Origin of the sequence: Rhizobium sp. CFBP 8752 (assembly GCF_014842035.1) — a bacterium.
GTDB lineage: Bacteria > Pseudomonadota > Alphaproteobacteria > Rhizobiales > Rhizobiaceae > Neorhizobium > Neorhizobium soli.
In genome coordinates this window covers 2687764-2701243 of record NZ_JACYUZ010000001.1, presented here as the reverse complement: position 1 = coordinate 2701243, position 13480 = coordinate 2687764, and the positions used below count along the sequence as shown (strand labels likewise).

Here is a 13480-nt window from a genome sequence, read left to right as displayed (position 1 = left end):
GCTCCAGTGCTTTATCCCCTTCGATCGCATGATATACAGACGGTCAGGGACGCGCCTGTGAACGGCATAGGAGGAGAATTGCATGAGTGAGCAGCAGCCGCTTTGGTCGCCATCGGAGGAGACGTTGCGGACAGCACCGCTTGCCCGCTTCATCGTCTGGTGCAGCGAGCGGTATTCAATCGGTTTTGAGGATTACGACGCATTCCACAGCTGGTCGATCGAACAGCGCGGCGATTTCTGGTCCGCCGTCTGGGATTTCTGCGGCGTCAAGGGCGACAAGGGCGACGTCTACCTGGACGACGATGGCGAGATGCTCGCCGCCCGCTTCTTTCCCCATGCACGCCTGAACTTCGCCGAAAACCTGCTTGCCGGCAGCGGAGCCGACGCGAAGACCTCGGACGCTCTGGTCTTCTGGGGCGAGGACAAGGTCAAGGACCGTTGGTCCTGGGAAAGGTTGCAGGGCGAGGTGTCAAGGCTTCAGCAGGCATACCGCGCACTCGGCATCGGCAGGGGAGATCGCATCGCCGCGATGATGCCGAATATGCCTGAAACGATCGCCTGCGTGCTGGCAGCAGCCTCTATCGGGGCAATCTGGTCTTCCTGCTCACCGGATTTCGGTGAACAGGGCGTGCTGGACCGGTTCGGACAGATCGGCCCAAAGCTGTTCATCACCTGCGATGGCTACTGGTACAACGGCAAACTGCAGGATGTGTCGGCAAAGGTCGACGCGGTTTCAAAGACGCTCGGCGTACCGGTTCTGGTCGTGCCCTATGCAGGGTCGCAGGACAAGAATGCCGCGCCGCTCGCAAAGACCCTATCCGACGGCCGCGCGCTTGCCGATTTCCTGGCGCCATTTACGGCACGGACCGTCGAATTCGAGCCGCTGCCGTTCTCGCATCCGCTCTACATCCTGTTTTCGTCAGGCACGACCGGCATCCCGAAATGCATCGTCCACTCGGCCGGCGGCACGCTTCTCCAGCATGTGAAGGAACATCGGCTGCATTGCGGCATCGAGCCGGGTGAAAACCTGTTCTATTTCACCACATGCGGCTGGATGATGTGGAACTGGCTGGTCTCCGGTCTCGCAGTTGGCGCCACACTCTGCCTCTATGACGGTTCGCCCTTTGCTCCGGATGGCAACATCCTGTTTGACTATGCGGAACAGGAGCGGTTCGCCGTTTTCGGCACGTCCGCGAAATATATCGACGCCGTGCGCAAAAGTGGCATCGTGCCTGCGCAGAGCCACGATCTGTCCACCCTTCGCCTCGTGACCTCGACGGGCTCGCCGCTGTCACCGGAAGGCTTTTCCTTCGTCTATCAGGGCATCAAGAACGACGTCCATCTCGCCTCCATCTCCGGTGGCACGGATATCGTCTCCTGCTTCGTGCTGGGCAATCCGCTGAAGCCGGTCTGGCGCGGCGAGATCCAGGGGCCGGGACTCGGCCTTGCCGTCGATGTCTGGAACGACGAGGGCCAGCCGGTGCGTGGCGAAAAGGGCGAACTGGTCTGCACCAAGGCATTCCCCTCCATGCCGCTGATGTTCTGGAACGATCCCGACGGTCAGAAATACCGAGCCGCCTATTTCGAGCGGTTCGACAACATCTGGTGCCACGGCGATTTCGCCGAATGGACGTCCCATGGCGGCATCGTCATCCATGGCCGTTCCGATGCGACGCTTAATCCCGGCGGGGTTCGGATCGGCACGGCTGAGATCTACAATCAGGTCGAGCAGATGGACGAGATCGCCGAAGCGATCTGTATCGGCCAGGACTGGGACGAGGATGTGCGCGTCGTGCTGTTCGTCCGGCTGGCGGACGGACTGACGCTGGACGACCGACTGACCAGGGAGATCAAGGCGCGTATTCGCGCAGGCGCCTCGCCACGGCACGTGCCGGCAAAGATCGTCCAGGTCGCCGATATTCCCCGCACCAAATCCGGCAAGATCGTCGAACTTGCCGTGCGCGATATCGTTCACAATCGGCCGGTCAGAAATCGGGAGGCGCTTGCCAACCCGGACGCGCTGGAGCTGTTTGCCAATGTCGCGGAGTTGCGGAATTGACGGCCATCAGGTGCCCTGTGCCATTGCGGGTCGCCGTTCCTGCATTGCCGGAACTGGTATTGGTTTTTAACGGCGTGTTAAGCCTCGCCCGCCAAAACTGATCCGGCATGATACTTTTCGTGTAGGGAAGATGAGCAAGGCTCAGGCTTTGCTGATTAGGAAGTCTTCCGTCACTTTTCGAACAGCATCAATTCCAGGCAGCCTCAGGGCTGCCTTCTTTTTACGTGCGTTCAGTTGGCAAGCACCCGCTGCGGCGGAAAGGTGATTTCCACCAGCGTTCCCTCGTTCGGCGCCGAGCTGATCGAGAAGGCTGCCTTGTTTGCATCCACCATCGCCTTGGTAAGCGGCAGCCCGAGACCTGTTCCGTCGCCACGCTTGCGGGCAGCACCGGCAACCTGCCGGAAAGGCTTCATCGCAAGTTCCAGTTCCGCCCGGGTCATGCCGATCCCTGTATCGCGGATACGCAGCGCAACGCTGCCATTCGGCTCATAGGCGGTCGACACCACGATCTGCCCGCCGGATGGTGTGAACCGGATCGCATTCGACAGGATGTTCAGCGCGATCTGCTTGACCGAGCGCAGGTCGGCCACGACCTGCGGCACAGCCTGCGACAGCGCGGTGCGGATGATCACCCGTTGGCCGTTTGCCTGCGGCTGCACCAGCGACACGGCTTCCGATATCGTCTCGTTGAGGCCGACTGCGACGAAATCCAGTTCCATCTCGCCGGCTTCGATTTTCGAGATGTCGAGAAGGTCGTTGACGATGTCGAGTACGTGGCGACCGGACCGACCGATGTCGTTGGCATATTCGATATAGCGCGGATGGCCGATCGGCCCAAACCGCTCGCCGGCCATCATGTCTGAAAAGCCGATGATGGCGTTAAGCGGCGTGCGGATCTCGTGGCTGACATGCGCCAGGAAATCGCTCTTGTGCGCGTTGGCTGTCTCGGCGGCGCGCTTTGCCGTGCGAAGCTCGTCTTCGGTGCGCTTCCACTGGGTAATATCGCGGATCACGGCGCAATAACCGTTCGACGAGGTCAGCTTGCCGATCGTCATAAACAGCGGCAAGAACCCGCCGGACGCTTCGCGACCGATCACCTCGCGGCCATCGTTCAGCACGCTGGCAACGCCATGCCCGGCAAGTCCGGAAAGATAATCGACGATCGCCCGCTGGCTTTCATGGGCAAACAGCATCACGAACGGTTTGCCGTCGATTTCTTCCTGATCGTAGTTGAACAGCGCGCTTGCCGCCCTGTTCACCGAACGGATCTCGCCATCCGCACCGATCAGCACGACGCCATCGGTCGCAGTTTCCAGGATTGCACGCAACTCTTCGACTTCCACCTGCAGCCGGACCAACTGGTCGGCAGGGCGGACCGTGCGGGCAACCGTGCGGATTTCCTCGCCCGGGTGATCGGACAGCGAGTTTGCTTCCGACGCGTCGGATGTCGTCGGCATCAGCGCCAGCATCAGGGCCGTCGTGTCGTCCCAGCGAACCGATTGCAGACGTGCGGTCACCGGCAGGATCTCGTCGTCGGCACGCACCACCACCATGCCGCTTGGTCTCGCACCATCGCCATCGAAGTCCTGGCGCTGCAAGAGGGCATCCAGCCCGCCGACCTCTTCAAGTTCCTCAAGTGATGCATAGCCGGTCAGCTTGAGGAATTCCGGATTGCAATGGATCAGCGTGTCGCCGTTGTGAACGAGCAGTGCCACCGGCATCTGGTCGACAATCTCGGCGGAGAGGCCGATGCGCTCGCGCACCGGGATCATGCTCAGCAGAGGGACGTCGGATGGCTCGACATGCTCTGGCTCCGGCGCAACATCTGCGGGCTCAAGCATTGCTGCAGCCGGGATTTCCGTGCCAGCGTCGTCCTCGCTGTCGCTCTGGTTCTCGTTTGCAGCGACAGGCGGGAAGTCCGAGGCGAAGTGGTCGTCAACAGCGCTGCCGTCGAGATCGGTTTCGGATGCCTCGATGCTCTGGTCTTCGTCTTCCGCCTGAGCGGCGATCTCGGCCTCATCCGACACGTGGTCTTCTGCGGCCGGTGCGTCATCGGCGGAACGCACCTCTTCTTCGGATGCCACGTGCGAAGCAGGCTGCTCCTGCCAAGCATTGGTCACATCAGTCTCATCTGCCACTGGCTCTGAAACGTCAGTATTCTCCGCGGAAATCTCGCTTGTGGGGGAAGCTTCGCTCGGCGCTGGTTCAGCAGGCGCAGTCTCGGCGCTCACTGGCGTTTCTTCCGTTGCGCGGTCGAGCTGGCGCCCAATCTCGCGGAAGGCCGCCTGTTCGACCGGCGTCAGGCGGGCGCGGTGTTCTTCGAGCTGGATGACCTTGTCGGACTGGCGACGGCCGGGGTTCTCGACCAGTCGCAGCGCAGGACGCTCACCGGCTGGCCACTCGAGCGGGGCAGCGTCGGAACGGTCGCTATCGGAATAGGTGGTTCCGTAGATAGCGCTATCGGAGGGGGACGTTGCTTCGGGCTCCGCCGGTTGCGCTTCCGTCTCCACCGGGCGGTCTTCCAGAACGTCGGAGACCTGCTCCGCGTCATCGGATGGCAGATCGGCGTCGTTTACCGCGTCCTCGATGCCCGGTTCGGCAGTCTCCTTGACCGCTTCATCCTCGACCGTCGTCGGCGAAAGCGTCAGGCCGGTGGCGTCAGGATCATCCTTGGCGTCGGCGATCCGCACGATGCCGAAGCCGCGGAAGCCGTCGAATTCGCGACTGCGGGTATAAGTGGGCAGTGCCGCCAGATCGACCGGCACGACAAGTGCCGTGCCCTCTACCGGCCACCAGATGGTTTTGCCCGACCAGGTGTCGCGCTTGCCGAGCAGTTCGGTGATGCGCCCCTCGGGATCGAGATGGAAGAGAGCGGCGAGGTCGGAAAACGCCATGCCGACAACATCTGCCGCATGCGGTCCCACGGCCTTGGCGAATTCGCCCGAGACTTCTGTAAACTGCCCATCGGCATCGATCTTCCAGACGAAACGCACAGCGCGTGAATCGCGGCTGAACACGAAGCCTTCCACGTCGCCGGATGCATCGGGCTCGGCAACCGTAGTTTCCGGAGCGGCGACCGATGTCAGAGCCTGCTCGCTCGGCGTTTCGGCCGGCTCGGATGCATCCGCTGCCTCCGGTGCCGGAAAGCGGTCTTCCGAGATCTCGTCCGAGGCTTCCGCGATCTCATGCGCCGGAATGTCTTCGACAACATCCTCCGACACGATGTCTTCGGCAACTGCTTCCGGAGCCGGCTCCAGATCGACTTCTTCACTCTCCGGCTCTACCGCCGCCGCTTCTTCAACTGGTACGTCGCCATCGACCGGCGCGTCAGCAACCGTAGCTGCGTCGTTAACCGCGCTTACCGCAGCCTCTATTTCCGCAACCGGCTCCGGCTGCTCGGCGGGCTCGGAAATTTCTTCGTCCGCCGCAGTCTCTTCAATCGCGACCGTGTTGATCTCGGTTGCCTCTGTCGCCGTCACGGTTTCGGGAAGCTCGAACTCTTCCTGAGCCTCAACGTCGTCCTCGATCGCGGCAAGGGCGTCGATGACGGCAGTCTCGTCATCGGGCACCATCGCAACGACGCCGGGATCAACCACGGTTTGTGGGGTAACCGCGTCATCGGTCGCCATATCGACAGTGAACAGAATGTAGAGGGCAGGGGCGTCCGAAAGCTTGCCGATGGCAGCCGGAAGGTTGCCCTTGGCGGTCATGATCGGCCGTTTGGCAAGCCGGCTGGGATCGGCGGATGCCGTCGCCGAAAGCGTCGTGATCGCCGCTTCCGATATGTCGAGACTTTCAAAACGCTCGGAGGCAGCAGCAACCCTGCCTGCTGCGTCGACGATAGCGATATGGGTGTCTGCTTCCTCGAAGCCCTCGATCATCCGCTCCGCACGCTCGGCGATCGTTGCAAGCTCCCGCTCGGGTGCTGCCGAAAACAGAATGGCCCGCTCGCCATGGACTTCGACAAGTTCACAGGCCCCGCGAAGCACGACCCGTTGGAAACCTGAAATAACGCGGACTGCGAGGCCTCTTGTATCGCCGACCTTGGCAAGCTGGCGGGCGGTTGCCTCGACTTGGCGAAAGGCCACGTCGGCGCGGTTCGGCCCCTGATCGATCAGGTCGTAGATCGAGCCAAATCCGAAGAGCGCTGCACCGCGTCCGTTCGCCCACAGAGGCATGCGCATGTCGGAGGAAAACAGCACGATTCCGTCGCCCGCTGCAAAGCGTTCCCTGACGCGCTCGTGGACGGCGATGTCGATGAAAGGGTACTGTACAGAGGACATGAACGACCTGTCGGTTAACTACCGGCATTCCTGAGAGACTTAATCCTTCGTTAATACCTTGCCCCCCTTCCGGGGTCCACAGGCCGACCGGTTAAACCTCCGTCAGGGTTAACGGCGGCGCTTTTGTGCGCCGCACAAATTCGTTGCGCGGCACAACGTTTGCGATTATATTTCAGGCATCCAACTCCGGCTTTTGCCCATTTAAAAGTCGGGGTAGAGCCTTGGAGGAGCTTTGGCGATGGCACACGGCACAGAAGAGATGTTTTCGTTTTCCGCTTTCGATCCCATGAAGCTTGGCGAACGCCTTCGCGACTTTGCCGGGCAGGGCGCAAGCCAGTCCAGTGAAGCCTATGCTAGGATGAAAGCCGCGACAGAGGAAGCCACCATGGCGGTGGAATCCACAGTTCACACGGCCCAGTCCGGTTCCGTTGAACTCGGGCTTAAGGCACTGGAAGCGTTCCGGTCCAGTGCGGATCTGTCACTCTCGCATATGCAGGCGCTGCTCGGCGTCAAATCAGCGTCGGAATTCTTCGAATTGCAGACCTCGTTCATCCGCCGTCAGGCAGAGGCGACGGTCGAGCAGGCAAAATCCATGCAGGACATGGCCCGCCAGCTTGCAGAAGACGTGTCGCGGCCGGGCAAGGATGCTGCCGAAAAGGCAATGGCAAATTTCCGGACCGCTTGATCGCGACCTGCGCATCACGCCCGTATTCCATGGCCGCCGACTGGGCGGCCATTCCATTTTTGGCTTCGTTCTCTCAAAAGGGGCTTGCCAAACGCTGCCGATGGCAGTATCTGCACCGGCGACGCGATTTAGGCGTCTCGTGCGGTTGTAGCTCAGTTGGTTAGAGCGCAGGCTTGTGGCGCCTGAGGTCAGTGGTTCGACCCCACTCAACCGTACCACTTCTTTTCCTGGAATTTCAGATCAGTGAAGCGGCTTGTCGCCGGCAATCCGCATGGCGTCCTGAAACACACGGCCGAGCCTGGCGCGTTCTTCACCCAGTTGGACCAGGGCCTTGTTGAACCGCCGCGCTACGGCAGCATCGATATCGCTCCGCCGGACCTGGTTTGGTTTCTGGCCATCCTGCGATTTGACAATCATCGGGCGACCGATGTTTTCCTGAAACTGCGCCAATGTCATGCCCGCCTTCAGCAACAGCGTGCGCATATGAGTCCTGTTTTCGGTCGCAAGCGTCAACCGGAAAGCATTGACCAGCGAGTCCTTGGAGGCCGGCAGGTCGCGCACGTCGAAGAGGTCGTTCTTCGTCTCGTGTTCGCGCAAATAGGTCAGGTGAAGCTCCACAAGGCGATGCGCCGCCTCGAGAATGTCAGCATCGGTGCTTCCGGGTATACCCAGATTTTCAAAACGTTTCGAACTCGACTGATGCATATTGACGTCCCTATTCGAGCAGAGAACGCGCGAAGACTGTTTTTGTTCGAAAAAGCGGCAAACAACGGGCTCAGATCCGCGACGACGCTCAACACTTTTTGTTGCAGTGCAGCGAATGCCCTTGCCGTGGGGGCATCAATGCATATCTATTGCGCTCTGGCGGCACGAATATTGTGCAGTCGAACTTCGGGCTGCTTGCCCCCTTCACTGCCTAGCGGCAGATTTTGACGGAAGGAAGATTACCATGACGGTTTCCATTAATAACTTTCGTGCCTCGACAGAACAGGTTCTCGCACCGGATCAGGTGGCTGGGTTGATTGCCCAGGCGCGCCAGGCTGCCGGCTACAGCATCGACGATCTTGCCGTTACGACCGGATTGGTCACGGATGAGATCGTGGGTATGGAGAACGGCACGGATTTCGATCCTGCCAAGTTGAAGCGCATCGCAAATGCCCTCAAGATGCCGATGTCGGTTCTAAAGGCGTCGTAATCGCAGACGTCCGGCCTATCATGCTGGACGCTGTGAATGCTTAAGGCCCGCTTCTCGCGGGCTTTATTTTTGTCCGGACGGCGGTTTCCACACAAAGATCCGCGCTTCCTCCTGAATGACTTCCCGCAGGAAATCCGCGACGGTTCGAACCCGCACCAGGTTCCTGGCCGTCTCGTGATAACTGCTCCAATAGGCCCGGCGAATGGAGATGTCCGGAAGGATGCGGGTCAGGTTCATGTCCTGCGAAGCGACATAGTCGTGCAGAATGCCGATCCCGGCGCCGGACCGCACCGCTTCGATCTGGCCGATTGCGCTCGAAATCTCGAACACGGCATCCCAGTTGCGCATCACCTCGCCGGTGAAGTTCAGCGACGGGGAAAAGATCAGGTCTTCCACATAACCGATCCGCGCATGGTCCTTGAGCGCCTCGATACTGTCGGGCACGCCTGCGTCCTGGAGATAGGCTTTCGAGGCGTAGAGGCCGAGCGTGTAATCCGTCAGCCGCGATGAGACCAGGCGCCCCTGTTCTGGCCGGTCGATCGTGATTGCGATATCCGCTTCCCGTTGCGACAGCGAAAACGAGCGTGGCACCGGCACCAGTTGCAGTTTCAGCTGCGGATGCCGCTTCGTCAGCATTCCCAGGCGCGAGGCAAGGAAGTGCACGCCGAACCCGTCGGGCGCGCCGACCCGCACGGTTCCGGCAATCGCCGCGTCGATCCGGCCGGTACTCGCCTGCGCGTCCAGCATTTCCGTTTCGATCCGCTCGGCGGCCCGCAGAAACACCTCTCCCTCCGGCGTCAACTCGCAGCCATTGGTGCGGCGGATCAGCAGCCGCGTGCGCAGATCCTCTTCCAGCGCTGATATCCGGCGCCCGACCGTCGCATGGTTGATGCCCAGCCGACGGGAAGCCGCCAGGATCTGTCCGCTGCGCGCCACAGCCAGGAAAAGCCGCAGGTCATCCCAGTTCATCGTCACCTCACGGTGGGTATCGTTGTGTCGAATTTTGCACAACGGATGCGTAAACCATGGCGTTGCCTTGTGCAAATTGACGCGTATCCTCGCCGCTTATAATTTCAAGAAGGAGGATCACCATGTACGAGATCGGTCATTTCATCGGCGGCAAGCATTTTGCCGGCACGAGCGGGCGCACGGCCAATGTCTTCAATCCGGCAACGGGCGAAGTCCAGGCGACCGTGGCGCTTGCGAGCGATGCGGATCTGAATGCAGCCGTCGAGAATGCCAAGGCTGCCCAGCCGAACTGGGCCGCCACCAACCCGCAGCGCCGCGCCCGCGTCTTCATGAAGTTCGTCCAGTTGTTGAATGACAACATGAATGAACTTGCCGAGATGCTGTCGCGCGAGCATGGCAAGACGATCGAGGATGCCAAGGGCGACATCGTTCGCGGTCTTGAAGTCTGTGAATTCGTCATCGGCATCCCGCATCTTTCCAAGAGCGAGTTCACCGAGGGTGCCGGTCCGAACATCGACATGTATTCCATTCGGCAAGCGGTCGGGATCGGTGCCGGCATCACGCCGTTCAACTTCCCGGCGATGATCCCGATGTGGATGTTTGCACCCGCGATTGCCTGCGGCAATGCCTTCATCCTGAAGCCCTCCGAGCGCGATCCGTCCGTGCCGATGCGTCTGGCCGAACTGATGATCGAGGCAGGCCTTCCGGCTGGCATTTTGAACGTCGTCAACGGCGACAAGTCCGCGGTCGATGCGATCCTGACGCATCCGGACATTTCTGCCGTCTCGTTTGTCGGCTCGACGCCGATCGCCCGCTATGTCTACGGAACCGCCGCCATGAACGGCAAGCGCGCACAGTGCTTCGGCGGCGCCAAGAACCACATGATCATCATGCCGGATGCCGATCTCGACCAGGCCGCCAACGCCCTGATGGGCGCCGGTTACGGCTCGGCCGGCGAGCGCTGCATGGCGATCTCGGTTGCGGTCCCGGTTGGCGAGGAAACCGCCAACCGCCTGATCGAGAAGCTGACACCGATGGTCGAATCCCTGCGCATCGGTCCCTACACGGACGAAAAGGCCGACATGGGTCCTGTCGTCACCAAGGAAGCCAAGGAGCGTATTCTCGGCCTGATCAACAAGGGTGTCGAAGAGGGCGCAAACCTCGTTGTCGATGGCCGCGATTTCAAGCTGCAGGGCTATGAAAACGGCAATTTCGTCGGCGGCTGCCTGTTCGACAACGTCACGCCCGACATGGACATCTATAAGACCGAAATCTTCGGCCCTGTCCTGTCAGTGGTGCGCGCCAAGACTTATGAGGAAGCGCTCGACCTGCCGATGAAGCACGAATACGGCAATGGTGTCGCGATCTATACCCGCGACGGCGATGCCGCCCGCGACTTCGCCTCGCGGATCAATATCGGGATGGTCGGCGTCAACGTTCCGATCCCGGTGCCGCTCGCCTATCACTCCTTCGGCGGCTGGAAGTCCTCGTCCTTCGGCGACCTCAACCAGCATGGCACGGATTCGATCAAGTTCTGGACCCGCACCAAGACGGTAACCAGCCGCTGGCCCACAGGCATCAAGGATGGCGCCGAATTCGTCATGCCCGTGATGAAGTAAGCCCGACTGTCGAATAGACACGCTCCGCCGCATTCTCGTGCGGCGGAGACATTGACCTCTTCCTAGGCGCTGCTAATTTACACATTCGTGTGAGGGGGAGTGTTCATCATGAATTACGAGTGGGACGTTTCGCGCGCGCGCCGCATCCGCCTGGCGAAAATTGGCATAACGTTTCTGGCGGCGACCTTCCTGTTTGCAGTTCCAGTCTGGTTTGCGGTACACATGGGTCTTGCCGGATAATGCCGGCAATAAAGCGCGTCATCGGCAACGCAGCGTTCAAGGGCAATTTCGCAAACTTTGGAATTGTTCAAAACTAGCAAACCCACTATGTATGGGGCCGTGACGAGTCTCGGGAGACGAATATGCGCCTGACAAAGCAGACCAACTACGCCGTTCGCATGCTCATGTACTGTGCTGCGAACGAGGGGAAGCTCAGCCGCATCCCGGAGATCGCGCGCGCCTATGGCGTGTCCGAACTGTTTCTCTTCAAGATCCTGCAGCCTTTGACCAAGGCCGGCTTGGTCGAGACCGTTCGCGGCCGAAACGGCGGTGTTCGCCTCGGTCGCGCTGCCGACCGTATCACTCTGTTTGATGTGATCCGCGTGACGGAAGACAGTTTCGCGATGGCCGAATGTTTCGAGGAGGGCGTCGCCGAATGTCCTCTGGTCGATAGCTGTGGTCTCAACTCGGCACTTCGCAAGGCGCTGAATGCCTTCTTCGACGTGCTGGCAGACTATACGATCGACGATCTGGTCAAGGCGCGCCCGCAGATCAACTTCCTGCTCGGGATCGATCCGCCGCCGGCAATCGCCAAGATGGTCGCGGCACCGGCCGCCTGATCTCAATACTGATCTCATCGCAGCATCAGTTTAGCGGCCCGGCAGGTTGACCTCCGGGCTGTCTTCTTTAGGAGTAGGCAACGTTTCCTTTATTGATGGCCCCTTGAGCCTGGCTCCGGGTGGTCACCCAGATATTCGTTGCCATGCCCTTTTCCCAACTGCGTGAATTTGCCCTGACCGCGCTGGTCGGTGCCGGCGGTGCGCTGATCGCCGCGATGATCGGCTTCCCCGCTCCCTATCTGATCGGTCCGGCGCTGGCCGTGTCGCTTGCGGGTATCGCAGGCCTCACCCTTTCGATCCCGAAAATCGTCCGGAACGGCTGCTTCATCGTCATCGGCATCTCGATGGGGGCGACCGTCACGCCCGACATCCTGGTGGCGATCAAGCGCTGGCCGCTAAGCTTTGTGATGGTCATGGTTACCGTCACGGCCCTGCTTTACGTCGCGGCCTGGGTCATGCAGCGTTTCTTCCATTACGACCGCACCACGGCTTTCCTCGCAGCTTCGCCGGGACATCTGAGCTACGTCCTCAGTCTTGCCGCTGACATGCGTTGCGACCAGCGAACGGTCGGCATTTCCCAGAGCGTGCGCGTGCTTCTGTTGACGATCAGCGTACCCCTGATTGTCACAGCATTTGATCTTGGCGGCGGAGATAGTGTCGCTCAGGTCATCGCGATGGACCTGCCGATGCTGTTGGGCATCCTTGCGGTGTCGACCGTCATCGGCATGCTCTTCCTGCGCTGGAAGCTTCCCGCAGCCCTTCTGCTCGCCGGCACACTGGTTTCGATCTCCACCCACGTGACATCGTTCGCCACCGGTGGCGTTCCCTCCTGGCTCATTGTCCCCGTCTATATCCTTCTCGGCGCCAACATCGGAACGCGCTTTTGCGGAATCTCGCTTCTCGAGGTGCGCACAGCGCTCGTATCCGGCCTCGTGGTCACGGTGATCGTCTCGGTCATGGCGGCGGCCATGGCCGGCACCGTCTCGTATGTCCTGGACATACCGCTCGATGCGGCCCTGATCGCGTTTTCGCCCGGTGGGCTGGAGACCATGGCGGCGATGGCGGTCATGCTGCATGCCGACCCGACCTATGTCGGCGCCCATCACGTCCTGCGCCTGATCTTTCTGTCGATCCTGATGCCGTTTGCGCTCGGGCGCGATGAAACGGGTCCGGGCAAGTCCGCGACTGGCGTTGAAGATCGCCGGGACTTGTGATCTGTCGCTCAATGCGGTTGAAGGAGACCGGCTGTCGATATCAAAGAGGAGCAACCAATGAGCAAACAGGCTGGCAGAGCCATCATCGTCATGGGCGTCAGCGGCGCTGGAAAGAGTTCCGTCGCTGAGCGTCTGGCAGAGAGCCTGAATTGCCGCTTCATGGAAGGCGACAGTCTGCATCCGCAGTCCAATGTCGACAAGATGGCGCAGGGAACGCCGCTCACCGATGAAGACCGCTGGCCCTGGCTCGATGTGATCGGCGAGAAGATCGCCGAGGCTCTCGCGCGTTCAGAAGACCTCGTGGTGACCTGCTCTGCACTGAAAGTCGTCTACCGCGAACGGCTGCGCAGCGCTGCGGGTGGCAAGCTGACCTTCGTGTTTCTCAAAGGAAGTCAGGAGCTGTTGAGCCGCCGGATGGGCGAGCGCAAGGGCCATTTCATGCCGACGTCGCTGTTGCAAAGCCAGCTCGCCACGCTGGAAAGCCCCGAGGGTGAAGCAGGCGTCGTGACCGTCGACATTGACGCCACGCTCGACCGCATCGTGGCAGATGCCGTAGCGGGGCTGAAGGATGCGATATGACACGCAATCCTAATTCAAGTTAAACTGTTTGAGTGTCG

General features: G+C 60.7%; 11 protein-coding genes and 1 tRNA gene. 9 read left to right on the top strand and 3 right to left on the bottom strand.

All coding sequences use genetic code 11. From position 1 onward, the window contains the following. The first annotated feature begins 82 nt into the window (after nucleotides 1-82). Nucleotides 83-2059, top strand: coding sequence for an acetoacetate--CoA ligase (locus IFT59_RS12930; RefSeq protein WP_192087033.1), 1977 nt, complete (start codon nucleotides 83-85; stop codon nucleotides 2057-2059). 230 nt (nucleotides 2060-2289) lie between these two features. On the opposite strand, the gene IFT59_RS12925 is transcribed toward IFT59_RS12930, so the two are convergent. Next, a complete protein-coding gene (locus IFT59_RS12925) occupies nucleotides 2290-6342 on the bottom strand; it encodes a PAS domain S-box protein (RefSeq protein WP_192087032.1) in 4053 nt (1350 codons plus the stop codon). 238 nt (nucleotides 6343-6580) lie between these two features. Here IFT59_RS12925 and IFT59_RS12920 point away from each other — a divergent pair, with 238 nt between their 5' ends. Together IFT59_RS12920 and IFT59_RS12915 are read left to right on the top strand one after the other, a co-directional pair. Continuing rightward, nucleotides 6581-7027, top strand: a complete 447-nt coding sequence (locus IFT59_RS12920) for a phasin family protein (RefSeq protein WP_192078263.1) — start codon at nucleotides 6581-6583, stop codon at nucleotides 7025-7027. 141 nt (nucleotides 7028-7168) lie between these two features. Then, nucleotides 7169-7245: transfer RNA gene (locus IFT59_RS12915), tRNA-His, on the top strand. 22 nt (nucleotides 7246-7267) lie between these two features. Here the strand turns inward: IFT59_RS12915 and IFT59_RS12910 are convergent. Continuing rightward, complete coding sequence (locus tag IFT59_RS12910; protein ID WP_092661249.1) at nucleotides 7268-7732, bottom strand: hypothetical protein; 465 nt, start codon at nucleotides 7730-7732, stop codon at nucleotides 7268-7270. Between the two features lie 244 nt (nucleotides 7733-7976). Between IFT59_RS12910 and IFT59_RS12905 the strand changes: the two genes are divergently transcribed. Next, nucleotides 7977-8222, top strand: coding sequence for a helix-turn-helix domain-containing protein (locus IFT59_RS12905; protein ID WP_062579161.1), 246 nt, complete (start codon nucleotides 7977-7979; stop codon nucleotides 8220-8222). 63 nt (nucleotides 8223-8285) lie between these two features. Here IFT59_RS12905 and IFT59_RS12900 read toward each other — a convergent pair whose 3' ends face one another. Beyond that, nucleotides 8286-9191: a LysR family transcriptional regulator gene (locus IFT59_RS12900; RefSeq protein ID WP_192087031.1), complete on the bottom strand. Its 906-nt coding sequence runs from the start codon at nucleotides 9189-9191 to the stop codon at nucleotides 8286-8288. A gap of 122 nt (nucleotides 9192-9313) precedes the next feature. Between IFT59_RS12900 and IFT59_RS12895 the strand changes: the two genes are divergently transcribed. From IFT59_RS12895 to IFT59_RS12880, 5 genes are all read left to right on the top strand, one after another. Next, complete coding sequence (locus IFT59_RS12895) at nucleotides 9314-10810, top strand: CoA-acylating methylmalonate-semialdehyde dehydrogenase (RefSeq protein WP_062579163.1); 1497 nt, start codon at nucleotides 9314-9316, stop codon at nucleotides 10808-10810. A gap of 108 nt (nucleotides 10811-10918) precedes the next feature. Further along, nucleotides 10919-11050, top strand: a complete 132-nt coding sequence (locus IFT59_RS23295) for a hypothetical protein (protein ID WP_256413688.1) — start codon at nucleotides 10919-10921, stop codon at nucleotides 11048-11050. Between the two features lie 122 nt (nucleotides 11051-11172). Continuing rightward, complete coding sequence (gene rirA / locus IFT59_RS12890; RefSeq protein ID WP_062453758.1) at nucleotides 11173-11649, top strand: iron-responsive transcriptional regulator RirA; 477 nt, start codon at nucleotides 11173-11175, stop codon at nucleotides 11647-11649. Between the two features lie 143 nt (nucleotides 11650-11792). Next, nucleotides 11793-12863 (top strand): AbrB family transcriptional regulator, encoded by a 1071-nt coding sequence (locus tag IFT59_RS12885; protein ID WP_113166252.1) that lies wholly within the window; start codon nucleotides 11793-11795, stop codon nucleotides 12861-12863. Nucleotides 12864-12920: 57 nt separating this feature from the next. Then, nucleotides 12921-13442 (top strand): gluconokinase, encoded by a 522-nt coding sequence (locus IFT59_RS12880; protein ID WP_192087030.1) that lies wholly within the window; start codon nucleotides 12921-12923, stop codon nucleotides 13440-13442. Nucleotides 13443-13480 lie beyond the last annotated feature (38 nt).

Coding starts and splice junctions, on each gene's coding strand:
- IFT59_RS23295 (WP_256413688.1), top strand. CDS start 10,919: ATGAATTACGAGTGGGACGTTTCGCGCGCGCGCCGCATCCGCCTGGCG.
- IFT59_RS12905 (WP_062579161.1), top strand. CDS start 7,977: ATGACGGTTTCCATTAATAACTTTCGTGCCTCGACAGAACAGGTTCTC.
- IFT59_RS12895 (WP_062579163.1), top strand. CDS start 9,314: ATGTACGAGATCGGTCATTTCATCGGCGGCAAGCATTTTGCCGGCACG.
- IFT59_RS12910 (WP_092661249.1), bottom strand. CDS start 7,732: ATGCATCAGTCGAGTTCGAAACGTTTTGAAAATCTGGGTATACCCGGA.
- IFT59_RS12900 (WP_192087031.1), bottom strand. CDS start 9,191: ATGAACTGGGATGACCTGCGGCTTTTCCTGGCTGTGGCGCGCAGCGGA.
- IFT59_RS12925 (WP_192087032.1), bottom strand. CDS start 6,342: ATGTCCTCTGTACAGTACCCTTTCATCGACATCGCCGTCCACGAGCGC.
- IFT59_RS12920 (WP_192078263.1), top strand. CDS start 6,581: ATGGCACACGGCACAGAAGAGATGTTTTCGTTTTCCGCTTTCGATCCC.
- IFT59_RS12930 (WP_192087033.1), top strand. CDS start 83: ATGAGTGAGCAGCAGCCGCTTTGGTCGCCATCGGAGGAGACGTTGCGG.
- IFT59_RS12885 (WP_113166252.1), top strand. CDS start 11,793: ATGCCCTTTTCCCAACTGCGTGAATTTGCCCTGACCGCGCTGGTCGGT.
- rirA (WP_062453758.1), top strand. CDS start 11,173: ATGCGCCTGACAAAGCAGACCAACTACGCCGTTCGCATGCTCATGTAC.
- IFT59_RS12880 (WP_192087030.1), top strand. CDS start 12,921: ATGAGCAAACAGGCTGGCAGAGCCATCATCGTCATGGGCGTCAGCGGC.